The organism is Alcanivorax sp. NBRC 101098 (genome assembly GCF_001010505.1).
In the GTDB taxonomy this organism is placed as follows: domain Bacteria; phylum Pseudomonadota; class Gammaproteobacteria; order Pseudomonadales; family Alcanivoracaceae; genus Alcanivorax; species Alcanivorax borkumensis.
The window spans coordinates 375,882-402,500 of record NZ_AP014613.1 but is presented as its reverse complement, the minus strand read 5'-3'; the positions used below and the strand labels follow the sequence as shown (position 1 = coordinate 402,500).

26 protein-coding genes (1 of these 26 cut by a window edge) are annotated in these 26,619 nt (G+C 56.8%); 14 read left to right on the top strand and 12 right to left on the bottom strand.

Annotated elements, in window-relative coordinates; translation table 11 throughout:
- A protein-coding gene (tyrS, locus tag AS19_RS01870) for a tyrosine--tRNA ligase (protein WP_011587661.1) crosses the window boundary here: on the bottom strand, positions 1 to 202 show its 5' end (the start). The gene continues 998 nt to the left of window position 1, outside the view; only the first 202 of its 1,200 coding nucleotides appear in the window; the start codon lies at positions 200 to 202; its stop codon lies off the left edge, out of view.
- Positions 203 to 358: 156 nt separating this feature from the next.
- Here tyrS and AS19_RS01865 point away from each other — a divergent pair, with 156 nt between their 5' ends.
- Together AS19_RS01865 and AS19_RS01860 are read left to right on the top strand one after the other, a co-directional pair.
- Positions 359 to 1,678, top strand: coding sequence for an OapA family protein (locus AS19_RS01865; RefSeq protein WP_035459353.1), 1,320 nt, complete (start codon positions 359 to 361; stop codon positions 1,676 to 1,678).
- Positions 1,668 to 2,771, top strand: a complete 1,104-nt coding sequence (locus AS19_RS01860; protein WP_082116338.1) for an anhydro-N-acetylmuramic acid kinase — start codon at positions 1,668 to 1,670, stop codon at positions 2,769 to 2,771. The genes AS19_RS01865 and AS19_RS01860 overlap by 11 nt, the downstream gene beginning before the upstream one ends.
- 87 nt (positions 2,772 to 2,858) lie before the next feature.
- On the opposite strand, the gene AS19_RS01855 is transcribed toward AS19_RS01860, so the two are convergent.
- The 6 genes from AS19_RS01855 to AS19_RS01830 all read right to left on the bottom strand — a co-directional run bounded on the left by AS19_RS01855 (position 2,859) and on the right by AS19_RS01830 (position 7,930).
- On the bottom strand, positions 2,859 to 3,392 hold the full coding sequence (locus AS19_RS01855) for a phosphatase PAP2 family protein (protein WP_011587658.1): 534 nt from the start codon (positions 3,390 to 3,392) through the stop codon (positions 2,859 to 2,861).
- Between the two features lie 263 nt (positions 3,393 to 3,655).
- A complete protein-coding gene (erpA, locus tag AS19_RS01850) occupies positions 3,656 to 4,015 on the bottom strand; it encodes an iron-sulfur cluster insertion protein ErpA (RefSeq protein ID WP_041704763.1) in 360 nt (119 codons plus the stop codon).
- Positions 4,016 to 4,091: 76 nt separating this feature from the next.
- Complete coding sequence (locus AS19_RS01845; protein ID WP_035459362.1) at positions 4,092 to 4,556, bottom strand: polymer-forming cytoskeletal protein; 465 nt, start codon at positions 4,554 to 4,556, stop codon at positions 4,092 to 4,094.
- A gap of 36 nt (positions 4,557 to 4,592) precedes the next feature.
- Positions 4,593 to 5,321, bottom strand: coding sequence for a DUF6776 family protein (locus AS19_RS01840; RefSeq protein WP_011587655.1), 729 nt, complete (start codon positions 5,319 to 5,321; stop codon positions 4,593 to 4,595).
- Positions 5,322 to 5,323: 2 nt separating this feature from the next.
- Positions 5,324 to 6,394: an N-acetyl-gamma-glutamyl-phosphate reductase gene (gene argC / locus AS19_RS01835; protein ID WP_046961649.1), complete on the bottom strand. Its 1,071-nt coding sequence runs from the start codon at positions 6,392 to 6,394 to the stop codon at positions 5,324 to 5,326.
- A 105-nt stretch (positions 6,395 to 6,499) separates the two neighbouring features.
- Positions 6,500 to 7,930 carry a chloride channel protein gene (locus AS19_RS01830; RefSeq protein ID WP_011587653.1) on the bottom strand — a complete coding sequence of 477 codons (1,431 nt, stop codon included), beginning with the start codon at positions 7,928 to 7,930 and terminating at the stop codon, positions 6,500 to 6,502.
- Positions 7,931 to 8,045: 115 nt separating this feature from the next.
- Between AS19_RS01830 and hemJ the strand changes: the two genes are divergently transcribed.
- The 4 genes from hemJ to hemL all read left to right on the top strand — a co-directional run bounded on the left by hemJ (position 8,046) and on the right by hemL (position 11,296).
- On the top strand, positions 8,046 to 8,489 hold the full coding sequence (hemJ, locus tag AS19_RS01825; protein ID WP_046961648.1) for a protoporphyrinogen oxidase HemJ: 444 nt from the start codon (positions 8,046 to 8,048) through the stop codon (positions 8,487 to 8,489).
- Between the two features lie 79 nt (positions 8,490 to 8,568).
- Positions 8,569 to 9,330 (top strand): hydroxymethylpyrimidine/phosphomethylpyrimidine kinase, encoded by a 762-nt coding sequence (locus AS19_RS01820; protein WP_011587651.1) that lies wholly within the window; start codon positions 8,569 to 8,571, stop codon positions 9,328 to 9,330.
- A 7-nt stretch (positions 9,331 to 9,337) separates the two neighbouring features.
- The gene (gene thiE, locus AS19_RS01815; RefSeq protein WP_046961647.1) at positions 9,338 to 9,991 is read left to right on the top strand and encodes a thiamine phosphate synthase; all 654 of its coding nucleotides are present in this window, start codon (positions 9,338 to 9,340) and stop codon (positions 9,989 to 9,991) included.
- A gap of 24 nt (positions 9,992 to 10,015) precedes the next feature.
- Positions 10,016 to 11,296, top strand: coding sequence for a glutamate-1-semialdehyde 2,1-aminomutase (gene hemL, locus AS19_RS01810; protein ID WP_011587649.1), 1,281 nt, complete (start codon positions 10,016 to 10,018; stop codon positions 11,294 to 11,296).
- 184 nt (positions 11,297 to 11,480) lie between these two features.
- Here the strand turns inward: hemL and ybaK are convergent, their stop codons facing one another.
- The 3 genes from ybaK to mrcB form a co-directional block, all read right to left on the bottom strand.
- Positions 11,481 to 11,948 (bottom strand): Cys-tRNA(Pro) deacylase, encoded by a 468-nt coding sequence (ybaK, locus tag AS19_RS01805; protein WP_046961646.1) that lies wholly within the window; start codon positions 11,946 to 11,948, stop codon positions 11,481 to 11,483.
- Positions 11,945 to 12,406, bottom strand: coding sequence for a tetratricopeptide repeat protein (locus AS19_RS01800; protein WP_011587647.1), 462 nt, complete (start codon positions 12,404 to 12,406; stop codon positions 11,945 to 11,947). The genes ybaK and AS19_RS01800 overlap by 4 nt, the downstream gene beginning before the upstream one ends.
- A 114-nt stretch (positions 12,407 to 12,520) precedes the next feature.
- Complete coding sequence (gene mrcB / locus AS19_RS01795; RefSeq protein WP_046961645.1) at positions 12,521 to 14,860, bottom strand: penicillin-binding protein 1B; 2,340 nt, start codon at positions 14,858 to 14,860, stop codon at positions 12,521 to 12,523.
- Between the two features lie 154 nt (positions 14,861 to 15,014).
- Between mrcB and AS19_RS01790 the strand changes: the two genes are divergently transcribed.
- From AS19_RS01790 to AS19_RS01780, 3 genes are all read left to right on the top strand, one after another.
- The gene (locus AS19_RS01790) at positions 15,015 to 16,019 is read left to right on the top strand and encodes an adenosine kinase (protein ID WP_035459383.1); all 1,005 of its coding nucleotides are present in this window, start codon (positions 15,015 to 15,017) and stop codon (positions 16,017 to 16,019) included.
- A gap of 102 nt (positions 16,020 to 16,121) precedes the next feature.
- Positions 16,122 to 16,454 carry a Rieske (2Fe-2S) protein gene (locus AS19_RS01785; RefSeq protein WP_011587644.1) on the top strand — a complete coding sequence of 111 codons (333 nt, stop codon included), beginning with the start codon at positions 16,122 to 16,124 and terminating at the stop codon, positions 16,452 to 16,454.
- Between the two features lie 80 nt (positions 16,455 to 16,534).
- Positions 16,535 to 17,500 carry a serine/threonine protein kinase gene (locus AS19_RS01780; RefSeq protein WP_046961644.1) on the top strand — a complete coding sequence of 322 codons (966 nt, stop codon included), beginning with the start codon at positions 16,535 to 16,537 and terminating at the stop codon, positions 17,498 to 17,500.
- Between the two features lie 102 nt (positions 17,501 to 17,602).
- Here AS19_RS01780 and sfsA read toward each other — a convergent pair whose 3' ends face one another.
- Together sfsA and AS19_RS01770 are read right to left on the bottom strand one after the other, a co-directional pair.
- Complete coding sequence (gene sfsA / locus AS19_RS01775) at positions 17,603 to 18,322, bottom strand: DNA/RNA nuclease SfsA (protein ID WP_046961643.1); 720 nt, start codon at positions 18,320 to 18,322, stop codon at positions 17,603 to 17,605.
- Positions 18,319 to 19,494: an aminotransferase class I/II-fold pyridoxal phosphate-dependent enzyme gene (locus AS19_RS01770; RefSeq protein WP_046961642.1), complete on the bottom strand. Its 1,176-nt coding sequence runs from the start codon at positions 19,492 to 19,494 to the stop codon at positions 18,319 to 18,321. The genes sfsA and AS19_RS01770 overlap by 4 nt, the downstream gene beginning before the upstream one ends.
- A 928-nt stretch (positions 19,495 to 20,422) precedes the next feature.
- Here AS19_RS01770 and dksA point away from each other — a divergent pair.
- The 5 genes from dksA (at position 20,423) to AS19_RS01745 (ending at position 26,454) form a co-directional block, all read left to right on the top strand.
- Complete coding sequence (gene dksA / locus AS19_RS01760) at positions 20,423 to 20,785, top strand: RNA polymerase-binding protein DksA (protein WP_197540936.1); 363 nt, start codon at positions 20,423 to 20,425, stop codon at positions 20,783 to 20,785.
- A gap of 133 nt (positions 20,786 to 20,918) precedes the next feature.
- On the top strand, positions 20,919 to 21,833 hold the full coding sequence (gene gluQRS / locus AS19_RS01755) for a tRNA glutamyl-Q(34) synthetase GluQRS (RefSeq protein ID WP_011587639.1): 915 nt from the start codon (positions 20,919 to 20,921) through the stop codon (positions 21,831 to 21,833).
- Between the two features lie 147 nt (positions 21,834 to 21,980).
- Positions 21,981 to 22,157 (top strand): hypothetical protein, encoded by a 177-nt coding sequence (locus tag AS19_RS14145; RefSeq protein WP_011587638.1) that lies wholly within the window; start codon positions 21,981 to 21,983, stop codon positions 22,155 to 22,157.
- Entirely contained in the window at positions 22,147 to 25,089 is a 2,943-nt protein-coding gene (locus tag AS19_RS01750; protein WP_144412667.1) for an ATP-binding protein, read from the top strand. Before AS19_RS14145 ends, AS19_RS01750 begins: the two co-directional genes overlap by 11 nt.
- Before the next feature lie 36 nt (positions 25,090 to 25,125).
- Complete coding sequence (locus tag AS19_RS01745) at positions 25,126 to 26,454, top strand: sigma-54 dependent transcriptional regulator (protein ID WP_011587636.1); 1,329 nt, start codon at positions 25,126 to 25,128, stop codon at positions 26,452 to 26,454.
- The last annotated feature ends 165 nt before the right edge of the window (positions 26,455 to 26,619 follow it).

The following is a 26,619-nucleotide window of genomic DNA, read 5'->3' as shown; positions in this document are numbered from 1 at the left end:
CCTCGTGCCCCAACTCCTGGAACTGGCGCAGCTTGTTGATCAATACTGTATGTCCCAGATGCAAGTCCGGGGCGGTGGGGTCAAAGCCCGCTTTCACTCGTAACGGTCGGCCTAATGCCAGTTTTTTCCGCAACTCCTCTTGCTGGATGATCTCATCCGCCCCGCGGGTAATAAGTGCCAGTTGCTGATCCACCGTGGCCATACCTACCTCTAATTTCCAGACCCATTAACGAAAGCGCATCATTGTAGCACTTGAACGCGGCCAGAGAAGGCGAGTATCTTTGCAAGCCAGTTTTCCGCTGCGCTCCACGGAGCGCGCCAGTCTCTATTTACTCAACTCAGGCTTCACAGACTCTCAATGAAACAACTTATCTCTGCTGCCGGCAGGCTGGTGCGCCAGTTCCCACGCACCCATTTACTGCTGAGCATGGTATTGCTGGGCGGCGTCATCCTGATTGCTTTTCGCCCCGACAGTACCGAACCCGCCCCGGAACGCATCCAAAACATAAGTCTGCCGGAACGCGTAACACCGACACCACAACCCACCAACAAGCCCGCCACTATTGTCACAGAATGGCAAACGGTGACGGTAAAAGCTGGCGACAGCCTATCCTCCCTACTCCAGCCTCTAGGTATTGGAGCTCAACAAGTTTACAAGCTGATCGGCAGTGATACACGGCTGGAGCGATTAGCCTCTTTGCGCCCTGGCGACACCCTGCAGGTTGCCATTAGTGACGAACAAACGCTGACCGCAGTACAGTATCACCCCTCCCGGGTGGAAACCCTCACCGCTCGCCTCAAAAATGGCCGCTGGCAGACTCGTATCAGCCAGCGCGAATATCAGAAACAAACCCGTTTTGCCCAGGCTCAAATTACCGACTCATTATTCCTCGCCGGTGCAGCCGCTGGAATCAGTGACAAGCTGACGTTACAACTAGCCAATCTATTCGCCTGGGATGTGGATTTTGTTCTGGATATTCGCAAGGGTGATCGCTTCCGCATCCTTTACGAAGAACTCTACTTGGACGGCGAAAAAGTGGGGGTCGGCGACATATTGATGGCCGAGTTCTGGAATCGGGACCGCCACCTGACAGCCTTTCGCTATGAAACCCTATCCGGGGATGTGGAATACCTAGATATCAAGGGGGGCTCCCTGCGTAAGGAATTCATCCGCACCCCGGTAGCCTTCTCTCGCATCAGTTCACGCTTCAGCCTAGGCCGTAAACACCCCATTCTTAACCGCATTCGCGCTCACAAAGGGATCGACTACGCCGCCCCCTCCGGCACCCCGATCAAGGCGGCCGGGGACGGCAAGGTCATCTTCGCCGGCATAAAAGGTGGCTACGGCAATGTATTAATCATCAAGCATGGTCAGAGCTACACCACCCTCTACGCTCACATGCGGAATTTTGCCAAAGACATGCGCGTAGGCCGCCGAGTGAAGCAGGGCCAAACCATTGGCTACGTGGGCATGTCCGGCCTAGCCACGGGCCCGCACCTGCACTATGAATTCCGCATCAACGGCGTTCACCGCAATCCACTGACCGTACCCCTTCCTAAGGCTCGCGGCATCAACGACAATGAGAGAGCGGAGTTTCTGATCGCCGCCAACCAGCTAAAGGCACAAATGACCCTGTTCTCCGAAGCCTCAACACTGGCCAGCAGCGATGTCTTCTAAGGCCCCACCCGCCCTATTCATAGGGCTGATGACTGGCACCAGTTTGGACGGTATCGACGCTGTCATCGCCAACATTAGTGACAACCATTTCACACTGGTCAGCACCCTGAGCCAACCCATCCCTGAGAGCCTTCGCGGCGAGATTCTCGGCCTCTGCCAGCCGGGCAATAACGAAATTGACCGGGCCGGCGCCGTCAGCCTTCAATTGGCTGAACACTACGCGAACACCTGCCAGACTCTGCTCGACCAGGCGGCCATCGCACCAGAACAAGTTCGCGCCATCGGTTGTCACGGACAGACCGTTCGTCACCGCCCACACGCTGCCGGCTTCAGCGTGCAGCTGGGCTGCCCAGACACCCTCGCTGTGAAAACGGGCATCGCCGTGGTTAGCAACTTCCGCAATAAAGACATCGCTCTGGGTGGACAAGGCGCCCCGCTAGTACCGCCCTTCCACCAACAGCTTTTCGCTCGCCCCGATCAACGCATCGCAGTAGTAAATATTGGCGGCATGGCCAATGTGACGCTACTAGAGAATGGCCAGCTCAGCGGCGGCTTTGATACCGGGCCGGGCAACGTATTGATGGATAGCTGGATTCAGCAACATCACCAGCGGGCCTATGATCGCAACGGCGACTGGGCTGCCAGCGCCCAGCCCGACTTAGCCCTACTCAACACCTTGCTGAGCGACCCCTATTTCCGGCTGCCCCCCCCCAAAAGCACTGGGCGGGAACGTTTCAGCCTTGACTGGCTAAACGAACAACTTGCGAATCATTCACTCACTGCCAGCGTAGTCCAGGCCTCACTAGCAGAACTCACCGCCCACTCAATCAGCGATGCACTCAGTGACTTCCAACCGGACCAAGTGTTGATCTGCGGCGGCGGCGCCCATAACCAACACTTGCTAGAGCGCATCCAAGCGCTACTCAGCACCCCAGTCACCAGTACCGCCAAACAGGGATTAGCCCCAGACTGGGTGGAAGCTGCCGCCTTTGCTTGGCTGGCCTGGGCTCGCATGGAAGAAAAAGCAGGCAATGCGCCAGTGGTTACCGGCGCGTCAAGGGAGACCATATTGGGGCAGGTCACTTTACCGTGATCAAGAAGGCAAGGTGCCAAAGCACAGCTCGGCAACTATCAGTTGGCACTGCCAGCGCTTGGTGTCTTTCAGCTTGAAGCTGGCACCTTAAACCAGCCAGAGACCAATCATGGCACAGCCAAAGCCAAGGGCGGCTCCAGCAAAAATATCCGAAGGATAATGAACCCCAAGCAACACTCGCGACAGCCCTACCATTAGCGCCAAGCCCAACGCAAGAGCTATCACCGGCGGGTAAAACACGCAAAGCAAAGACGCCATCACAAAGGCTGCCGCAGTGTGTCCAGACGGAAAGCTGAATCGATCCGCCGGCTGGATAAATGCCGACAGGCTTTCCAGCGCATCCGCCGGTCGAGGCCGCTTGATTAGATGCTTGAGCAATACAAACAACGGCATCTCAAGGGCGTAGGCCACCATCGCAGTGAGAGCAAACTCACTGCCACCCTGGCGATCCATCCCCCATATACATAGCGTCAAAGCCACATAAAACGGGCCATCGCCGAAGCGAGAGACCATCCGCGCCAAACGGGCACGACGGGCTGCCTGTGGCTGCTGTAGCAACCAGCACATGGCCCGGGTGTCTGCGGCGGTCATTCGTTGAAATGTCGGTTTTGTCGTCATCATGGGTTCAGTATCTACCCGAAAAGCGACGAATTGTTGATTGAACGGTGAATTTTTTATGACAGCAGCAGGCGTATCATGCAAAGCGCAAAATCTGAAGGGAACACAGAAAAGTCGGTCGCGGGCCACTGAAAAGTGGTCAAAATGTACTTAGAGCACATCCGTTGCGCTCTTTTAGATGGCTAAAGATGCGCAATCTAAAAGTTGCACCTAGATTGCGAACCGGCCTAAAAAGCTGAGCAGGCAAGAAGGTTTTCAACAGCCGACTAGACCGAGAAAGAAGACCCGCAACCACAAGTAGTAGCCGCATTAGGGTTGCTCACCACAAAACGTGAGCCCATCAGGCCTTTTTCGTAGTCGACCACGGAGCCATCCAGATACTGGATACTCATGGCGTCCACCAGCAAAATGACGCCCTCTTTCTCTACCGAAGTATCGTCCTCGTTCACCGTCTCATCGAAAGTAAAACCATAAGAGAACCCTGCGCACCCACCACCGGTAATATAAACACGCAGCTTGAGGTTCGGATTTCCTTCGTCGTCACGCAGCTCTTTAACTTTGGCGGCGGCGGCATCGGTAAATGAAATCGGTGCTGACTCGATCATACTCTCGCTATCGGCTGACATTTGGGCAGAAGAAAAGCCACTCAGGTACGAACCCTCCTGAACGGACTGATCATGTTCTAGTACCCGACTAAAACAGTCAAGAATTATCCGCACTCCCCTTCCCTACCACATTCTCTTCGGCTGGCGTCTCAGCCGGTTCTGGCTTGGTAACCTTTTTGGCATCCGGCGCAGGCAGATTTCGACGTTCGTCATCCAGACGCACCAACTTGCCATTCACCTGCGCCCCCATGACCATCTCAACCATGCGATAGTATACATTGCCCTCCACTGAGGCCTTTTCTGCCAGCTCAAGATTCTCCGTGGCGTGCACATCGCCTTCTACACGCCCATTAATTACCACCTGAGCAACCCGAATTTCACCTTTAACCACACCGCTTTCACCGATTACCAAGCGGCCCCCCTCCTCGCCCACACTGACACTGCCTTCCACGGTACCTTGGATATGCAAACCACCGGAAAATTCAATATCACCACGGACGGTTGCGCTAGGCGCAATCAATGTGTGGTTACGGTAATCCTGGGACGACGATCCTGTAGTCATCGAGCTTTTTTTGTATCGGCTTAGCACACGATTCTCCTACTGCCACTTTATCGTTTTTTGTGTCTCGTAACGGCTCATGCCGCCGCTCTCAGCATCCACATCCAGCGCCTGCACCGCCACCCCTTCAGGCACCTTAAATCGGCCGTTCAGCTCTTGGAAGTAGCGAAATCTGAATTGGGTCTCGCTGCCCTCTTCAAGCCAATCGCTGCCAGCAACAATAAACGCTTTACCATTCTTTTCACCGCGCAACTGCAAGCTAATATCACCGGACAGATAACCCCGGTTATCCCCAGACTGTACCAGGACGACACGGTACAAATATTCGCCAGTGTCGCTATTGTGCTGCAGCGTCATCTTTTCAATCTGCAAGCCCCCCTCGCTACCGCCCGGTGCCATAACATTTTTATAAAATAGCACCGCCTCTTCGAGTTCCGCGACTTGATCCTGCAATGCCTTTATCTCCTGACGCACCTCTTCACGAGCCTCCAAAGTCAGCTCTGAATCCGCGCGAAAAACTGCCAGCTGGCTACGCGCGGTGTCCAATTCAGCCTGCAGGATCTTGGCTTCCCCACGCAGACGGCGGTTGGAGTCGGAGGCGTCCATGACACCTCCTGCGCCCAACCAACCGCCAATTAAAAACAGCAGCACCCCAGCAAACAGTGCCACTAACACCAAAACCCGACGCCGCTTCTTCTGCTGAGAAGGGCTCACCGGCATCAACACCACATCATCAATGCCCGCGCGGCTTTTTGGCTTCCTTGCCATGATTATGGCGCCAGCGGAACCACTGCCAGTCCCGCCCCCTCATCCAAGCCAAACATAATATTCATGGCCTGCACCGCCTGGCCTGACGCCCCTTTCACCAAGTTATCAATCACGGACAAAACAACAATCACGCTCTCACCCCGAGGCTGATGCAATGCCAGCCGGCACATATTGGCGCCTTTAACGAAGCGCGTCTCCGGGTGGCTACCCAGCGGCATCACGTCTACAAAGGGCTCATCGGCATAACGGGCTTCAAACGCTGCCTGAATTTCTTCCAACGGGGGCGCCGACGCGGTGAGCTGACCGTAAAGGGTGGAATGAATACCACGAATCATGGGAATAAGATGCGGAACAAATGTAGCGCTTACCGGGCCACCAGCGATATCCGCCAGCCCTTGCTCGATCTCTGGCAAATGTCGGTGGCCGCTGGCGCCATAAGCCTTGTAGCTCTCTCCAGCCTCCGCCAGCAACATCGGCACCTTGGCACTTTTGCCGCCACCACTGGCGCCACTGGCCGCATTAGCGATCAGCTGATCGGGTTTGATCCAGCCGTTTTCTAACAACGGCAAATAGCCCAGCTGAATCGAGGTGGGATAACAACCGGCGCAGGCTACCAACCGAGCGTCACGAATCGCTTCGCGGTTCACTTCCGGCAAGCCATAAACCGCATCCGCCAGCAACTCTGGGCAGGCATGGGGCTCCCCGTACCATTCACTCCACAGCTCATGATCCCTCAGCCGGAAATCTGCTGACAGATCCACCACCCGCACACCGGCGTCCATTAGTTCGGGCATCATCCGCATAGCTACATTATGGGGTGTAGCAAAGAACACCATGTCACAGCCTGCCAGCCGCTTTGCGTCCGGCTCACTGAAGACCAGATCAGTTCGTCCTCGCAGGGAGGGAAACAGGTCAGCCACCGCCACACCAGCTTCGCCACGAGAGGTAATCACATCCAATTCTGCATGGGGGTGGTTAACCAACAGGCGCAATAATTCAACCCCGGTATACCCGGTACCGCCAACCACACCCACTTTCAGCGGTGCACTGGCTTGTGCTGGCTGAGAAGACATATCCCACTCCTGAACTGCATCAATAAAAGGAAGCCCTGCATGATAGGGGCGCCATCGATCAGCGGCAAGAAAGCCCCCATAACCGTCTCTCCTTCCAGGTTACGGTCACCCGGGCAGTTGCCGCTCGGGCTCTTTCCCTGCGCCCATCGACCCGGCTTTTTCGTTGCCTCGTTCCGCCGGTTTGTCCTGGGGCTTTTCCAGCGCCATACCCTGACCATCAGAAAGCCGATCAGCCAGAGAGTCATACAGCGGCCGAGGCCAGACAATTTTAGCCACCGCTGCCGACAGTAGCGCCCCCGCCATAAGCGGCAGCAGAATATCGTGGCGGTTGCCCGTCAGCTCCATCACGATCACAAAGGAGGTAATCGGTCGCTGTATCACCCCGGCCAGAAACGCCGCCATCGCCACCAGCGTTACCCCCACCAGCGACGAGCCAGGAAAGAAACCGCCCACCACGTTACCAACACCGGCGCCAGCAGCCAGACTAGGGGAAAACAGACCACCCGGAATCCCGGTAAAATAAGACACCAACGTGGCGGACATTTTCGCCAGTGCAAAAGTCCAGTTACCCGGCTGTTCCCCGCTAAGCAAGGTAGAGGCCTGCTCATAGCCACTACCGTAGGTTGCCCCCCCGGTGATCAAGCCGAGAAAGACCACCACTAGCGCACACAGCACCACCACACGATAAGGGTGCTCCTTGGCATAGGGAGAGAGAAACTGGCTTCCTTTTATCAACAACCGGCTGAAGAAACCGCCCAGAAGACCACACACCAGCGCCGTCACGCCAATAGCGGCCCAGTCCCGAGTGATATCCAACGCCCCGTCTGGATGCCCGAAAAAACTGTAGTGGCCCATTATCATCAGCACCACCACACCGGAAAGAATAATCGCCATAATTAGCGTGCCGCTGGTGCGCTGTTCAAAAGAACCAGACAGTTCCTCTATGGCGAACACAATCCCCGCCAGAGGCGCGTTAAACGCCGCCGATACCCCTGCCGCGCCACCCGCCACGATTAAGGAATTATCCACGTATTTCTGATTAAGCTGGCCCACCCGACCCACCGAATACATCATCGCCGCGCCCATGTGCACACTAGGCCCCTCGCGGCCAATACTGGCGCCGCACAGCAGCCCTAGGCAGGTGAGCACGAATTTGCTGAGGATCACGCGTAACGACAGAAAGGCGGGGCGCAACCAATGGTAACGCTGCTTGAGCACCACCAACACTTGAGGAATACCACTACCCTGCGACTCGGTGCCCAGCTGCCTCATTAACCAGACAATAACCACCATGCCCACCGGGGTTATTAACACCGGCAAATATGGAGAACGGGCATGGATTTGGGTGAAAGTGTGGGACGCTAGCTCTGCCACCCAAGCAAACGCCACCACCAGCAAACCGACCATGACAGCGCCGGACCAGAACACCGCACGCAATTTCCAGTCCTGCCAAGAACCCAGCTGGCGGCGACTCAGACGCCGAGTGCGAAATAGGTAGTAACGCATCAGACGACTATGACGTGGCCGCTTATTCACAGCGCTCCTTTACGTAAGACGGCAGCAAGTGGACCGGAAAGAATAGAGTTAAGTCTGTATAGTGTACGCCCACTGGAAACATCTCTCCAATGCCTCCACCCATAAGGGAAATCCCATGCAGTTTGCGCTCGACTACTTTCTCTGGATCAAGGCCTTCCACTTGATTGCTGTGATTTGCTGGTTTGCCGGTATTTTCTACCTGCCGCGCCTTTTCGTGTACCACGCCATGGCGGACGACCAGCCGAGCCGCGAACGTTTTAAAATCATGGAACGCAAACTCTATCGGGGCATCATGAACCCCAGCATGATTGTCACTGTGGTTCTTGGGCTATGGATGTTCATCGCCAACATTGATGCGTATAAAGGCAGCGGTTGGATGCATGCCAAGCTAGCCCTGGTGTTCCTGCTGATTGGCTATCACCACGTTTGCTTGTCCTACATGAAGAAGTTCGCCGCTGATGCCAACACCAAGAGCGACAAGTTCTACCGCATCTTCAACGAAATTCCGGTTTTTCTGCTCATCGCCATTGTGCTATTAGTGATAGTGAAACCATTCTAAAGCGCACCTCGTACTGGGCGCCCTGCGGTACCTGCGCTAAGCCGCCGCCCAGCATTAAGCACTAGCATCAGGCCTTCCAATGAAACCCAACATTCTTGTTATCGCCGGCCACGATCCCTCCGGGGGGGCAGGCATCCATGCCGACATTGAAGCCATTCAGGCACTAGGCGGCTTCGCGTCTACCCTGATCACCGGGCTCACCGTTCAGAATAGCCAGAATGTGCGAGGCTTCCGGCTCACCGAAATAGACTTACTGCAACAGCAAGCTGACGCACTACTCGACGACATGGACTATCAAGCGATAAAAATCGGCATGACCGGCTCCATCGCCATCGTCGACTTCATCACCCAGCTACTCAAACGGCTGCCCAATGTTCCGGTGATTCTCGATCCGGTACTGGCCGCAGAAGCGGGCGGCAGCCTAGCGCAGGAATCCCTTGCCGAGGTAATGCTCGACACCCTGGCACCACTGTGCGACGTGATGACCCCCAATTTACCGGAAGCGCAGGCATTAAGCGGCCAACAGAGCGTTAGTGGCTGCGGCCAAGTCTTGGTGCAGCGTAGCGGCTGCGCTACGCTAATCACCGGCACCCATGACGATACCGATCAGGTAGTCAACCATCTGTTCACACCCTCCGGTGAAGAGCAATGGCACTGGGACCGATTGCCTCACCGCTATCACGGCTCTGGCTGCACCCTGGCGTCGTCCATTGCCTGTCTGCGTGGCCACGGTCAGTCGCTGCACAGTGCCGTGGCCAATGGCCAGGCTCACGTGGACAAATTCTTGCGCAATGCCTTTCAACCCGGGCAGGGACAATACGTACCCAACCGTCAACCCTGAGCCTGCCATGCCCCTCCATCGCCTCCACGGCCTCTACGCCATCACCGACCCGGCTCTGACTCCGGACGAGCACCTGCTGCCCGCCGCCGAAGCGGCGCTGCGTGGCGGCGCCAAACTGCTGCAGTACCGGGACAAAACCGCCAGCCCCACCCAGCGAGAATACCGAGCCGCCCAGCTGCGCCAGCTGTGCCACCAATACCACGCTCTGTTTATCGTCAACGACGACCCTGCCCTAGCGGCCCGAGTAAACGCTGACGGAGTCCACATCGGCCAGAGTGATGGCGGCATCAAAGCCGCCCGCGATCAACTGGGCGGCTCACGTATTATCGGCGTCACCTGCCACGGCGATTTGACATTGGCCGCCCGCGCCGCTGAAGCCGGCGCCGATTACTTGGCCATGGGCCGCTTCTTTACCTCACACACCAAACCCTTAGCGCCACCGGCCTCGCTGGCCTTACTGCGCCAAGCGTGCCAGCAGTTTCATCAACCCGTGGTAGCCATTGGCGGGGTGAATCCGGATAATGCGCCGCAACTGATCAACGCTGGCGCCGTGTCCGTGGCGGTCATCCACGCCCTCTTCGGACAAACCGACACGGATGCCATCGAAGCCGCAGCACGCCAACTCAGTGCCTGCTTTCAGACCAACCGGTCTGCCCCATAGCGAATTGATTCAAGAGGACACACCATGCCCCGCAAGCACTCTGAACAGCTTTTCCGCCAGGCCCAAAAACATATCCCCGGCGGTGTTAATTCCCCGGTGCGGGCATTCAAAAGCGTAGGCGGCACACCGGTGTTTTTCCATTCCGCCCGTGGCGCACACCTGTTCGATGAAGACGACAACAAATACATTGATTACGTGGGCTCCTGGGGCCCCATGATCCTCGGTCATAATCACCCCCATGTAGTCGCCGCCGTGCAAGCAGCCGTTGAGCAGGGTTTGAGTTTCGGCGCCCCCACCGCCACCGAAGTGGCCATGGCCGACAAGGTCTGCGAGCTCGTACCCTCCATGGATATGGTGCGCATGGTCAATTCCGGCACCGAAGCCACCATGAGCGCCATTAGACTGGCCCGCGGTTATACCGGGCGCAACAAAATCATCAAGTTTGAAGGGTGCTACCACGGCCATGTAGACAGCCTGCTAGTAAAAGCCGGCTCCGGCGCTATCGCTATTCCTGGCTCTCCCGGCGTGCCGGAAGCAGTGACCGCCGACACCCTGGTACTAGACTACAACGATGCCGCCAGCGTCACCCAAGCCTTCAAGGAACACGGCGACGACATCGCCGCCGTAATTGTGGAGCCGGTGGCCGGTAACATGAATTGTGTTCCAGCCACTGAAAATTTCCTGCAGACCCTTCGCCAACAATGTGACGACAACGGCGCGGTGCTGATTTTCGACGAAGTAATGAGTGGTTTCCGGGTTGCCTTGGGCGGTGCCCAGGGCCATTACGGCATCACCCCGGATATGACCACCCTAGGCAAGATTGTCGGCGGCGGCATGCCTGTGGGCGCCTTCGGCGGCAAGCAAGCCATCATGGAGCATCTGGCGCCGCTGGGTCCGGTCTATCAGGCGGGCACCCTGTCCGGCAATCCTGTGGCCATGGCCGCGGGCCTCGCGACTCTCAACCTGATCAGCGAGCCCGGTTTCCATCAAGCTTTGGCCGAAAAAACTACCCGATTGCTGGAAGGGCTGACAGCGGCCGCCCATGCCGAGGGGGTGGCATTCACCACAGCACAAGCCGGTGCTATGTTCGGGCTGTTTTTCACCGATCAAAATCGCATCAGCAGCTTTACAGAAGTCATGGCCTGCGACAGCGAGCGTTTCAACCGTTTCTTCCACGCCATGCTGGACCAAGGTATTTACTTGGCCCCTAGCGCATTCGAAGCCGGTTTTGTCTCTGCTGCGCACAGTAATGACGATATCGACGCAACCATCACCGCCGCTCGCAAGGCCTTCGGGAAAATTTAAACGCACAGCAGGCAGGATCACCTGTAGGAACAACGCTTAGGGTGAGAAACCCGCGGCAGCGCGAACTTGCCTGAAGGCAAGGAAACCTATCCCGTTACTCAGAGAAGCGGGTACGGCTTTCCTCGCCAAGGCGCAGGTTCACGCTTCCAGAGCGCGCCTACAGGCGCCTTTAATAGCGATCGCCTCAGTCGCGCACCAGCGCCACCATTTCCCCACCGGTCAGCGCCAGCAAATCCCGCGGCGCCATGGCGATCTCTAAGCCACGGCGACCGGCGCTCATGAAAATCTCCGCCTGCTCAGCAGCACTACTATCCAGATATAACGGCAAACGCTTCTTCTGCCCCAGTGGGCTAATGCCACCCAGCACATAACCGGTTAGCCGTTGGGCTTTGTCCGCCGGACACATCTGGGCTTTCTTTCCCCCATGGGCGCGGGCCAAACACTTCAGATCCAACTGATGGGCCACCGGCACCATGGCCACCACCGGGGCACCATCCACTAACGCTAGCAGCGTTTTGAATACCCGCTCCACCGGCAAGTTCAATGCTTGCGCCGCTTCCAGCCCGTAACTTGGCGCTTTTGGATCGTGCTCGTAACTATGCAGCCCAAACGCCACCTTGGCGCGTTTAGCGGCGTTTACCGCCGGCGTCATGCCTCAAGCGGTTTCGGTTCGCGCAATACCGCCGCACGCTCCCGAGCCGCTTTCGCTCCGCCCGCATCGCCCTGTCGATCCCGCGCGGTCGCCACCAACTCCCACAACCCGGCTTGATACTCCGGATGCTCCGGCGCTAACCGCAGTGCTTTAAGAGCAAAACCTTCTGCCCCGCGAGCATCACCCTCAGTGAGCCGCAAGTCCGCCAACTCCTTGTATAGCCAAGATGAGTCAGGGGCGATATTCAGCGCTCGCTCCAGATACCGTTCTGCCCGAGAGCTGTTTCCTTGCTGCCTCGCCTGTTCCGCACTGGCTAACAAGCTCAGTGCCGGGGAGCCCTCCAGTTCTTGGCTAGCGCTCATTGGTTGCTGCGGCTCGTGCATAACGGGCTTCACCGCACACCCTGCCATCACCACACTCAGCAGACACAATCGAACAAGCCTGTGAAAAAACAACATTCTGCCCCCTATTGTATTAAACGCGGGTTGAATTGAGAGGGCCATTGAGAAAGCCGCCTAAACGGCATCGTGCTGGCCGCTAGCAACCCGCCCAAACCACAGTAATCATGGCCCTTAATCAAACAGCCCCTTAAACCACCCTTTGATGCCCTTACCGGTTTGCTTCACTGTGCCACAACCATCGCTATCTTCGGGAATGGATGCCACCAGCATAGGGTAACGGCGTGCATTGCCACAGCCTTCTGCGCTAACACGGCGGCCGTCCTTGTTCATCCATACCCATTTCACACTGGCAGGGGGCGTTTGCGACAGGCTGCGCTGGGGCAGCTTGCCCATCAATTTGGCCCACACGGGCAGAGCCCCACTGGAACCGGTGATGCCCGCGTTCTTATTGTCATCGCGACCGACCCAAACCACCGCCAAATGATTGGCCGAGAAACCAGCAAACCAGGCATCACGGAAATCGTCACTGGTTCCGGTTTTACCGGCCACTCTCAGGTCCGCTGGCAACGACGCTCTGGCTGCCCGGGCAGTGCCTTGTTCGACTACCTGTTGCATGGCCCACTGGGTCAGAAACGCCGGCCCGGCGTCCACCACTTCATCAGTGCTAACCGGATAACGCGCTAACGGCCGCCCATCCTTATCCAACACATCGGTAATCGAGCGTAATCGAGTGCTAAAGCCGCCTGTGGCCAAGGGTTGATACATCATCGCCACCTCGAACGGCGTTAGCTCCAAACTGCCCAGCAAAATACTCGGGTACAGAGGAATATTTCGAGTCACCCCCAAGGTCTTCATGGTATCGGCCACTTTATCTAACCCCACATCCAGACCCAGCCGGGCTGTGGCCTGGTTACGGGACAGCGCCAACACATCCACCATGGGCATGGCGCCCTTGGCCTTCTTATCAAAGTTTTGCGGCGACCACACGCTCCCATTGGGCAATTTCACCTGAATGGGGCCGTCTTCCACTAGCGTAGCCAAAGAGTAGGTTTTCGGTTGCTCGACGGCGGATAACACCACCGCCGGTTTGGCCAGCGAGCCCATCGGCCGTTGCGCATCCAGCGCCCGGTTAAAGCCGGCCTGTCGTGAATCGCGATTGCTCACCAACGCCAGTACGTCACCCTGAGCAGGGGCCACTACCACCACGGCACCGTTGAGCTTTTTAGCTTGCTTAGGGTCACGGTGATCCAAATGATCCTTCAGCGAGCCTTCTGCTGCCAGCTGAGCCAACACATCCAGGGTGGAGTGAATATGCAACCCTTCGTCGCTGAGCACTTCCGGCGGGTAGTCCCTCGCCAGCTGGCGGCGAACCAGATCAATAAACGCCGGAAAGGCATACAGTGCAGACGCCCCCCGCGGCACCACTTCCAGAGGCCTAGCGCTGAATTTCTCGTAATCCGCATTAGACAAGGCGCCTTCGTCGCGGGCCACTTTTAATACTGTATTGCGACGCTCCATGGCTCGTTCCGGGCGACGACGCGGGTCGTACCAGCTTGGCCCCTTGAGCAACGCCACCAAGGTTGCCAGCTGATGAGGCTCCAGTTCTGTTAGCGGCCGGCCGAACAGAAACTGAGCACCCAGCCCCATGCCATGAATAGCGCGGGCGCCATCTTGCCCGAGATACACCTCGTTCAGATAAGCCTCGAGAATCTGCTCTTTGCTATAATGCAGCTCCAATAGCAAGGCCATTGGCATTTCCATCAGCTTACGTGACAGGGTCCGGTCGGAGCTGAGCCAGAAATTTTTCACTAGTTGTTGCGTTAAGGTGCTACCGCCCTGCACTAAGCTACCGGCCTTGATGTTAGCCAGCATTGCGCGGCTCAATCCGCGCAAAGAAATCCCGTGGTGGTCGTAAAAACTGCGGTCCTCAGTGGCAATCAGCATATCCACCAGCAACGGCGGCGCTTTATCCAGCGGCACCAACACCCGATCTTCCGCGTGCTGGGGGTGGATACTGCCAATTTGCAGCGGCTCCAGCCGGGCCAAGCGGTCACCTCCGGCTTCCAGACTGCGAATTTGGCCACCGGACAAGGACAAACGGATACGCTCTGGCTGCTCGCCGCCATCACTGTCGTTAAAGCCACGGGTATGAATCAGCAGAGAATGGCCTTGCACGGTAAAGCTACCGGGCGTGCTGGCTCGGGCATCACGCCGATAACGCATCAAATCCAGCAACTTGAGCATGTCATCTTTGGACAACACCCGGCCTTCATACAATTCCACCGGGCGAGCATAAACCCGTGCGGGCAATTGCCAAGCATGTGAATCGAACCGTTCGCGCACCAATGCATCCAAGTACGCCAAACCGGCCGCCCCCAGAACCAGACACACCAGGCTCACTTTCGCGATAAATGGCCAACTGAACCAACGCCGGCGCGAGGAGGAAGGTTTCTTTTTTCGACTGGGTTGCCGCCGCGATTTTGCGGGGGACTTTTTCGTTTTTTTCGCCATGGGCCGGAGTATAGAGAAAATTGTGGGTACTTTATGAGTGTGGAGGAACAAATATGTTCCCGGGGGGTAAACGCCTCACGTCTAGCGTACAAATTTTGCATGCTGCGCCCGGCAGCCCATAATAGCCGCCCCTGCAATCCGCTTCGGAGCTTCCATGACAAAGAAATATGACGTTTACGCCCTCGGTAATGCCCTAGTAGACACGGAAATCGAGGTCAGCGACGCCTTCTTACAGCGTATGGAAGTAGACAAAGGCCTAATGACGTTAGTGGATGAAGCCCGCCAGGCAGAACTGCTTGAAGCTCTCACCGATGAAGCCGAACCCCGCAAGCAAACCAGCGGCGGCTCCGCTTGCAACACCGTGGTCGCCACCCGCTATTTCGGCGGTAATAGTTACTACGCCTGCAAAGTGGCCGACGATGCTACCGGCAGCATCTTTGTCGATGACCTAACCACTGCCGGTGTAGACACCAACATGAATGGGCCGCGAGACAGCGGCGTTTCCGGCAAATGCCTGGTGATGTTGACCCCGGACGCCGAGCGCACCATGAACACCCACCTAGGCATTTCAAGCCAAGTGTCCAACGCAGAACTGGACGAGGCGGCCATCGCTGCCAGCCACTATGTGTACCTAGAAGGCTATTTGGTCAGCGGCGACAGCTCCCGGGCTGCTGCCATCAAACTCCGCCAGCTGGCCGAGAAGCACGGGGTTAAAACTTCACTGACCTTCTCCGATCCAGCCATGGTCCAGTTTTTCAAAGACGGCCTGAATGAAATGCTCGGCGAACGCGTAGACTTATTGTTTTGCAACGAAGCCGAAGCCACCAGCTTTACTGGCACCGATAATGTAGACACAGCTTTGGCGGCGCTTAAATCACGCTGCGGCTCCGCCGTGATAACCCTCGGCGCTGAGGGCGCCTTGGCTTGGGATGGTGAACACACACACCGGATTGATCCGGTTCCGGTAAAAGCCATCGATACCAACGGGGCCGGCGACATGTTTGCCGGCGCTTTCCTGTATGCCATTACCCACGGCCATGACTTTGTCGCCGCAGGGAAATTGGCCTCAGCCGCCTCTGCGCGTCTCGTCAGCGAATTTGGCCCGCGCTTGCCGGCTGAGGTTCACCTGCAGCTTCGCAAAGCCACGCTAGGCGAATAGCCCTAAGACGGAAATTGGCGCTCGCCAATCTCCGTCTTTTTTCTACGACAGAGATAGCCTGTAAACATTTCCACCGAACAGCATTACGGACAGCGCCGAACCATGGAACACATTTGCAACATCAACGACATTGAGCACGAAAGCGCACGGGAATATCAGAAAGATGGCCAACCCGTTTTAGTGGCAAAGTTCGACGGGCAAGTCCATGCCTACCTCAACTGGTGCCCGCATCTGGGCATTGAGCTGAACTTCATGCCCGATGAATTTATGGACAGCGACAGCCAGTTCATCATGTGCGCCAACCACGGCGCCCTGTTCGAAGTGGAAACCGGCAACTGCTTGTCTGGCCCCTGTAGTGGCGACAAACTGATCCCGGTGCCACTGGAAGTGCGGGGCGAGGAAATCTGGCTCGGAGAAGTGCCGCAGCCGGCGTAGTAAGCCGAATGCTCAAACCTGACGCCAGAGGCCAATACCGCAACAGCGTCTTCCTTACTTGTTGATCACATAGGCCGTCCATGTCTCATCCCTTCGATAACCTGACCCCCGATTACATGCTGGATGCCGTAGATGCCGCCGGCTTCCTCAGCGACGGCCGCCTGCTGCAACTGAACAGTTTTGAAAACCGGGTGTATCAGGTGGGACAGGAAGACGGCCCTCCGGTGATTGTAAAGTTTTACCGTCCACAGCGCTGGAGCGATGAACAAATTCTCGAAGAACATGCCTTTAGTTTGTTCTTGGCGGAACGGGATTTGCCAGTGGTAGCCCCCATAGAGAAGGGTGGCACCAGCCTGTTCCACTGCGATGATTTTTCTTTTGCGGTCTTTCGCCGCGCTGGCGGCCACGCACCGGAACTGGCCAACGACGATCACTTGGAGCAACTGGGTCGCACCTTGGCCCGCTGGCATGCCTGCGGCAGTGACCGCCCCTACACGATGCGTCCCACCCTGCAGATCGTCGACGACATCCGTACCGCCAGCACCTTCCTTTGCGACGACGTAGTGGACCTGAACTACCGCGGCCAATATCGGGACGTAACCGGTCAGATACTGGAAAAGGTGGCGCAACAATTAAACGAAAGTGCGTTCCCACTACTGAACGTGCATGGCGACTGCCACACCGGCAACATCCTCTGGCGGCCCAACGCCGACAATCAGGGCGGCCCCCACTTTGTGGATCTGGACGACAGCCTACGAGCCCCTGCCATGCAAGACATCTGGATGCTACTCTCCGGCGATAACGATGAGCAGCAGCACCAGCTTCGGGTCCTTGCTCGCGGCTACGACACTTTCCTGCCGTTCCCCTGGAATCAGACCCGCCTAATCGACCCGCTGCGTCTTCGCCGCATTATCAACTACGACGCTTGGCTGGCCAAACGCTGGGACGACCCGGCCTTCCCCCCCGCCTTCCCGTGGTTCGAATCGATGAACTACTGGGGTAATCAGGTGACCCTGTTGCAGCAGCAACTACAGGACCTCCCCTAATCAACGCCAGCCCTTTACTTGCAGGCCCCATTTCCCCAAGGGCACAGCACCGAGCCACAGAGGCGGCATCCCACATCCGGCGCAATGGGCATTAAATAAGCCCTACAAATCAAGGGGCAACGGCTCTTTTAGCCTGAAGCACTGCGCCGACACCTCGCTCTTCCAGGCCAGCACCTCCACGCCATTCTCTATCGCCTCGCGCAACAACTGTCCATAGCGGGCATCGATCTCATCCGCCGGTCGCGCCGCCGTGGCGCCACTGTGCTGAACGCAAAAGAACAACACCGCGCGTTTTCCCGACGCGACCACATCCATCAGCGTCTGCAAGTGCTTCTGGCCCCGCTCGGTGACCGAATCCGGAAAAGCGATGACGCCGTCATCCTTGTCATCTGGCCCCGGACCCAGGGTGACGTTTTTCACTTCAATAAAGGTATGTGGGTCGGCCCGCTCGCCCAGCGCCAGGTCAAAGCGACTGTCCCCGTATTTCACCTCCCGCTCCACGCCACTGGTTGGATCCAGCATGGGGAACTGTCCGGCCCGCACCGCTTCTTCCACCAACGCATTGGGGCGGGCGGTATTGACCCCGGCCCAGTGGCCGTGAGCCACCTGCAAGGCTTCCAGGGTGTGGCGATATTTGCGTTTCGGATTGCCACTATCCGAAATCAGCGCCTGCTGTGGCCCGCCCAACACACAATTTTTCATGGAGCCGGTGTTCGGGCAGTGCACGGTAATTTCGCTGCCATCGGCGCGAACCACATCTGCCATAAACCGTTTGTAGCGCCGCAATAGCGTTACGGTTTCCAGCGGGGGATCAAACTTCACAGGGACTCCAGATACTGTTCCAGCCGACGCAATGCCTCTGTTAGCCGCGCCTCGCTGCAAGTGTAGGCCAACCGCACAAAATACCGGTGATCATGGCCTTGACCAAAATCCAACCCAGGGGTCATAGCCACCTTGGCCTTTTCCAGCAGGTTCGCACAGAAAGCAAAACTGTCGTCGGTGTAATCACTCACATCCACGTACACATAGAAAGCACCATCCGCCCGCGACACCACCGGCAATTTCAAATGTGCCAAACCATTGAGTAGACACTGGCGGCGGCGCGCCAATAATTGATGTCGTTGCTCCAAAATGGTCAGGGTCGGTTCCTGCAGTGCAGCCAACGCCCCATACTGGGCCGGTGTAGATGGTGCAAGAAACAGGTTCTGAGCCAGCCGCTCAATGGCCGGCACCAGCGGCTCCGGGGCCACCAACCAACCTAACCGCCAGCCCGTCATGCAGAAATATTTGCTGAAACTATTGATCACCAACACAGGAGCCGAACCAGCCAGCACCGATGACGCTGGCTGGGTGTAACACAGACCCTGGTAGATTTCGTCCACCAACAAAATGCCGCCTTTTTCTTGCGCGCCCTGCGCCAGCTGCTGCAAAACCTCCGCCGGCACCATATTGCCGGTGGGATTATCAGGGCTAGCCACCATGGCCACTCGAGTATTGGATTGCCACTGCGCCATAAACGCTTCGGAGTCCACATTGAAATGGTTGCCGGCCTGCAGTACCACCGGCTGCGGTTCGCCACCCACCAGGCGCACGAACTGTCGGTTACAGGGGTAACCAGGATCGGTCAGCAGCACACCGTCCCCCGGATTGAGCAATGCCGCCAGCGCCAACTGTAGAGCCCCCGACGCCCCTGGCGTCACGACCACCTGCGCCGGGCTGACTTGAGCCCCAAAGCGCTTCCGGTAATCGTCCGCAATCGCCTCACGCAGTGCCGGCAGGCCAGCGGCAGGGGTATAGCCGGTGCACCCGTGCGTTACCGCGTCCTGAATGGCTGCCAGCACCGGCTCAGGGGTAGTGAAATCCGGCTCCCCCACTTCCAAGTGAATCACGTCATGTCCTTGAGCCGACAGTGCTTGTGCCCGCTCCAGCAAGGCCATCACATGAAAAGGCGGAACGCGCCGAGCAAATTCAGACAGGCTCGGTGTCATAGTCATACTCCCTGAAAATACGTGACTAACGGTGCCCGATAGCAACACCCTGATACGGCACAACAGGGCAAAAACACAGGAAAGAGGGCTCTGTGACAAGATTCCTCTTTCCTGTTGCGCCCGCATAGCTATAATCGGCTAGATTTTCACCAGCGACGGCTTGAAAATGTTCAGTGGCCCGCAGATTGGTGGCAACCCTTACCCTGACGGGGTAAGGTCGAAGATTACATTATGATCGGCCTTGACGATATCAGGCTGGCACCCAAGGATTGCGGGTTACCGATAGAGAGTCGCGAAGATGCTAAGGGAGTTAATTAAAATGGCCACCGGCAAGAAAAAAGCTTCCTCAAAGGCGGCTAAAAAACAAACCCCCGACTCTGCTTCCAGCAGCAAGAACCCCCCTGCATCGGTAAAAACGGCAAATAAGAAGACCCCAGCCAAAAAAGTGGCTGCGAAGAAGGCGACTGCAAAAAAGGCAACCGCTAAAGCCGCAACCAAGCCCGCTGCAAAAAAAGCCGCTGCGAAGAAACCTTCCACCACAAAAACGGCGAGTAAGGCAGTCGCAACTTCTAAGAAAGCCACGACTACCTCACCCGTAAAAGCCCCGGCAGCCAAACGCCAGGCCAAGGCCAAACCGGCCTCCAAGGCCGCCGCAAAAAAGGCCTCCACCAACAAGACAACCCTCGCGACACCGAGAACAAAATTACCCGCATCAGGCAAGGCTACCGCAGCCGCTCGATCTGCTGCTGCGAAAGCCACCGCACACGCGGGTTCTGCACGAACAGCAGCTGCCGGCAAAAAGACTTCGCCGAGCCGCTCCCCCTCTTCTGCTCAGGTAAATTCGAAAGTGAAAAAGAAAACCTCTAGTTCCTCTGCATCACAGGCCCAGGTTCACGGCTTCACGCCTTACCAACCCGGCCCTGATGAGGAATATATGAATGAAAAGCAACGCGAACACTTCCGCAACATCTTGCTGGCCTGGCGCCAGGAACTAATGGAGGAAGCGGACCGCACCATGCATCATCTGCAGGACGAGCAAGCCAACCTGCCCGACCCGGCCGATCGCGCCACGCAGGAAGAAGAATTTGCCCTGGAACTGCGCACCCGTGACCGCGAACGAAAACTGCTTAAGAAAATCGAGAAGACCCTCGATCTGGTTGACAAGGACGACTATGGCTTCTGTGAAGCATGTGGCGTAGAAATCGGTATTCGCCGCTTGGAAGCTCGCCCCACCGCAGAGTTGTGTATCGATTGCAAAGAACTGGCCGAAATCAAAGAACGGCAAGTGGCGGGATAAACCCTCAAGCTCCAAGCGACCACGCGTTATGACTTTCAAGATGAGTCAACTAGGGCCGCGCCCCAACTTGGGATGCGGCTTCCTCGTTTTCAGTCGCTGATGTTTTACTTATAGCTCGTAGCTTGAGGCTACCATGTCGTACCGAGGACGTTTCGCCCCAACCCCCTCTGGCCCACTGCACTTCGGTTCACTGGTAGCCGCACTGGCCAGCTGGCTAGAGGCCCGCTCCTGTGGCGGGACATGGCTGGTGCGCATTGATGATTTGGATCCACCGCGGGAAGTGCCCGGCGCAGCTGATCGAATTTTGAGGCAGTTGGAAGCATTCGGCCTACACTGGGACGAGACCGTTCGTTACCAGAGCCAACGCAGCGATGCCTACCAGGCGGCGGTGACACAATTGGTCGACAGCGGCCATGCCTTTCATTGCCGTCTGACTCGCAAAGAGCTAGCCAGCCTGAACCATTGCCACCCCGGCATCAGCGCCGCTGTGGCCGCTGATGCCGATACTGCCGTACGCCTGCATGTCCCAGACCGCCAACTTTGTTACTCAGATAACATTCAAGGGCACGTCTGCAATAACCTCCACCGTGATGGTGGTGCCTTTGTAATCCGCCGTCGCGATGGCCTGTTTGGCTACCAGCTCGCCTGTGCACTGGACGATGCCGATGAGGCGATTACTCATGTATTACGTGGTGCCGATCTACTTGGCTCAACCCTGCGCCAGCGCTGGCTATTGGAATGTCTTAAACGCCCTATACCCGACTATGCGCATTTGCCAGTGGTCTCCAGCGGTCGCAATGTAAAACTTTCCAAATCTGCAGGCAGTAACGCTCTGGATCCTAATCGGGCCAACCAGCTACTCTCCGCCGCCTTGAGCTGCATGGGCCTGCAACCACCAGCTGATTTGCAAAGCACAAGCCCCGCAGCCTTACTCGCGTGGGCGACAACCCATTACCCTGAACACCAGTGGCCTCCCGGCCACCAACAGCCGTTACCCGACGGGCTCAACGTTGAAGATACCGTTGAGCCCCCTCCGCAGCCAACATAGCCCTTGCCATAAATCGCTGGGGCTGCCTTACAACGCATTCGACTAACCCCGCGTTTCAACTTTCAATCCAAGACGTTCAACCCAGTCCTGCTTTTACACACCTCACCCCCTGACGTATGCTCTTGCACCAGAGGGCCTTAACCACCTATGTATACTGATCGCCTGCTTATTATTTTTATTCTCGGCACCTACCTGCTATCTCCAGCCATCATTGAATGGTGGAGCGAAGGTGGGCGTGCTTGGTATCGCCCCTACCTAATCTGGCTAGGCCTTATTGCCTTGAGTTACTGGATTGCCAAGATTAAGGATGCCGATGGTCTATAGCGTTAGCGACCTCATCCTGATCGCCTGTGGCTACCTTTTTTTCCTTTTTATGGTGGCCTGGATCACCGAGCGCGGCTGGTTACCAGCAAGGTTGGTCCGTCATCCCGCCGTGTACGTTTTTTCTCTGGGCGTATACGCCAGCGCTTGGGCGGTATATGGATCGGTGGGCTATGCTTACCAATACGGCTATAACTTTCTCTCCTACTTTCTCGGCATCTCCGGGATCTTTCTGCTCGCCCCCATATTGCTGGCACCGATACTACGCCTCACGGCCACTTACCAGCTAAGCTCGCTGGCAGACTTGTTTTCCTTCCGCTATCGCAGTCGCCTAGCCGGTGCCACAACTACCGTTATCATGTTGATCGGCGTTTTACCTCTGCTGGCTCTACAACTCAAAGCTGTGGCGGAGTCTATTCAGATCCTCAGCGACACGTCTGATCCCCGTGATCTAGCCGCCGGCTTCTGCTTTATGATGGTGATCTTTGCCATTCTATTCGGCGCCCGCCACGCTACTGCCAGAGAAAAACACGAAGGGCTAGTCGTCGCCATCGCCATGGAATCGCTGATTAAATTGTTAGCCTTTGGCGCAGTTGCATTACTGGGGTTATACGGCGTGTTTGACGGGCCGGAAAGCCTCGGCAACTGGCTGGACGAGCACCCTGAAATGCTGGCCCGGCTCTATTATCCCCTGCAGGATGGTAGTTGGCATTCCATGATCATGGCGTTTTTCGTCTCCGCCGTCGTGCTGCCACACATGTTTTACATGGCGTTCACCGAAAACTTGAATCCCCGGGCTCTGATCACCGCAAGCTGGGCGCTGCCGTTAATGTTTCTAATCATGGCCCTATGTGTACCTGTAATTCTATGGGCCGCCGCCGCCAGCAATGCCCCCACCTCCCCAGATTACTATGCGCTGGGTATTGGCATGGTGACCGGCGGGCATGGAGCCATTCTCGGTTATATTGCTGGCTTGGCCGGCGCCAGCGGCATGCTGATTGTGGCCACCCTAGCCTTGTCTGGGATGTGCCTGAACCACTTGGTACTGCCGGTCAGCCCGTTGCATCGGGGTCAAAACCTATACCGAAACTTGTTGTGGACCCGGCGCATTCTGATCGCCGCCATTCTCGCCCTAGCCTATCTGTTCTATCGTTTCACCGGCACCGAGCACACCTTGGTTGAGCTGGGCGTGCTGTCGTTCGTTGCCACCCTGCAGTTTGTCCCCGGACTGATCGGTGCTCTGTTCTGGCCTTCGGGCAACCGCAACGGTTTATTTGCCGGTCTCGTTCTTGGCTTCCTGCTATGGCTACTGTTATTGCTGCTGCCCATCACCTACCCACAATGGCAATTTCAAGGGCTCATGGAATTGCTCGGCATGCGCTTCCAAACCGGCGCCAACCAATGGCACCACGTGGCCATTGTTTCGGTCACCGCCAACACATTGCTGTACGCCATCATCTCCATTGTTACCCCGATGTCGCAGGCAGAGCAAAACGCCGCCCAAGCCTGTGCTGTGGGTAGCTTACGCCGCCCCTACCGATGGGAACTGAAAACCAAAAGCGTAGACAACTTCATTGAAGCGCTGACCCAACCGCTGGGTCCGATCACCGCCACACGTGAAGTAGAAATGGCGCTGCGCGACCTGCGCCTGCCGCGCACAGAAACACGCCCCTACGCCTTACGGCGGCTGCGCGATCAGCTAGAAACCAACCTTTCCGGCCTGCTAGGACCATCAGTATCGCACCAGTTGATGGACGACCATTTACCTTACCTGCCCGAAGAGCAGCAACGCTCCAGCGAAGATATCCAGTTTATTGAGTCACGCTTGGAGCAATACCGTGATCGACTCTCCGGGCTAGCGGCAGAGTTAGACAGCCTGCGTCGCTTCCATCGCCAAACACTACTCGAGCTGCCCATGGGGGTTATCTCGCTGGGCGCGGACCGGGAGATCATCGGCTGGAACCGGGCTATGGAAGAATTAACGGGGATTACTGCCGCCGGCACTATCGGCTCCCGATTAGCGGACCTAGCTTCACCGTGGGGCGAATTCCTGACCCAGTTCAGCCGTGATGACAACCCGCACCAACCGCAGCAATCTTTGGAGGTGGACCGACAGACCCGCTGGCTAAGCCTCCATAAATCCGAAGTCCTTGGCACCGGCACCTCGGAACAAGCCGGCGGCCAGGTGGTGGTAATTGAGGACATTACCGAGCTGCGCCAAATGGAAGCCCATCTGACTCATAATGAACGGCTTGCCTCTATCGGCCGACTAGCCGCCGGTATCGCCCACGAAATTGGCAACCCGGTTACCGCCATCGCCTGCCTCGCCCAGAATTTAGACAGTGAAACCGACGCCGAAGAACAACTGGAATCGAGCCAGCAAATCCTTGAACAAACCCGCCGCATTACCCGTATCGTGGAATCACTGGTCACCTTTAGCCATTCAGGGGGCATCAGGCACAGCCAGCATGTGCCAGTAAATATCCGCGACACCGTGGATGAAGCCGTATCTCTGTTACTGCTGGATCCAGACCACCGCCAGCAACCCTTCGACAACCGAAGTAAACCCGAACACTGGGTTCAAGGCGACCCTCAGCGCCTACTACAGGTATTCATCAATCTGCTGGGTAACGCCGCCGACGCCAGTATTGATAAACAACCGGTAGTCATTCTCAGCAACGCCACCGATCAAGCAGTGAATGTGATTGTGGAAGATCAAGGCCACGGCATTCCTGAAGAATTGCGCGACGCTCTATTTGAGCCTTTTGTTACCAGTAAGCCCCCTGGTCGCGGAACAGGCCTTGGGTTGGCACTGGTTTACAGTATTATCAAAGAGCACTTGGGCTCGATTCAGGTGGAAAGCCCTGTTGCTGAACAGGGCGGCACACGGTTTATTATTCAACTACCCATGCACACTCCTACCGACGGGGCGTAATACGCCGTTGAAAGACAGGACAGGATCAAGCCATTCATGAGTCACATTCTGATTGTTGAAGATGAGCCCGTTATTCGCGGCGCTCTGCGCAAGCTGCTGGTACGCCATGAACACTCGGTAGAAGAAGCGGAATCCGTTGAGCAAGCCCTCGAGAACAACCTCAATCAGTTCGACCTGATCATCAGCGACCTGCGCCTACCCGGTGAACCCGGCACCAATCTGATCGAGGCGGCTGGCAATACGCCAGTGCTGATCATGACTAGCTATGCCAGCCTACGCTCTGCGGTGGACGCCATGCGACTGGGCGCAGTGGATTACATTCCCAAGCCCTTTGACCACGATGAAATGCTACTCGCCGTGGACCGGGTGCTGAAAGAGGGTCGGCTAAACCGGGGCAACCGTGCCTTACGGCGCGATTTGGAGCGCAGTTTTCCTGTCCGCAATATGGTCGGAGACAGCCCCGCTATGCAGGAACTCAAGCACCGCATCAGCCGTGTGGCGCCCACCAACACACCGGTTCTGATTATGGGCGAGGCAGGCACAGGCAAAGAGCTCACCGCCCGCGCTTTGCACGAACACAGCAAACGAATCAACGGGCCTCTCGTATCAATACAGTGCGCAGCACTGCCCAAGAACCTGCAACTCACCGAACTCTTCGGCGATGATGAACAGCCCGGGCGAATCGAAGAGGCGGATGGGGGAACCTTGTTTCTTGATGAAGTAGGAGAGCTCGCCAGCGATGTGCAAAGCCGCCTGTTGACCTTGTTAACCCATCATGAAATTCACCGGCAAGGGTCTCTGTCCCCCCGCCGTGTCGACGTGCGCATTCTTGCCAGTAACCAACTGGATTTACCCAACCGAATTACTGACGGCAGCTTCCGTCAAGACCTTTATTACCGACTCAACGTCATGGAACTGACCCTTCCTCCGCTCAGAGACCGACACGAAGACCTAGAGCCTCTAGCTAACGCACTGCTGGCAAGGGGCAGTGAGAAACTCAACCGCCCAAACCTACATTTTACGCCACAAGCCTTGGGAGCCATGCACAGCTACAGCTGGCCCGGCAATGTACGTGAACTGGAAAATGTTATCGAGAGAGCCATTATTCTCACCGAAGAAGACGGTATCGGTCCTGCTCAATTGGGTCTAAACCCTAGCCGCCCCCCCCAACGAGTCAGCCGAGCAAGTCTAGACCCCAGCGAAGACCTGTCTCTGGAGGACTATTTCACCCGTTTCGTGATGGAAAATCAGGACAGCATGACCGAAACCGAGTTAGCTCAGAAATTGGGCATAAGCCGGAAAAGCCTATGGGAACGACGCCAACGGCTGGGAATACCGCGCAAGAAGTCCAGTATTCGACGCTAAACCAACCCGAGCTGACCACAAAGCCCAACTCGCCAATTATTAATGGTTAATCCAGAAAAACCTTAATTTAAGACACGAAAAAAGAAATAGGATCAGAAACACGCCCCCAAAGCACCTCAAGTGTTACCGCCCTACACAAGCAGGTAACACAAACGTTACCTGACC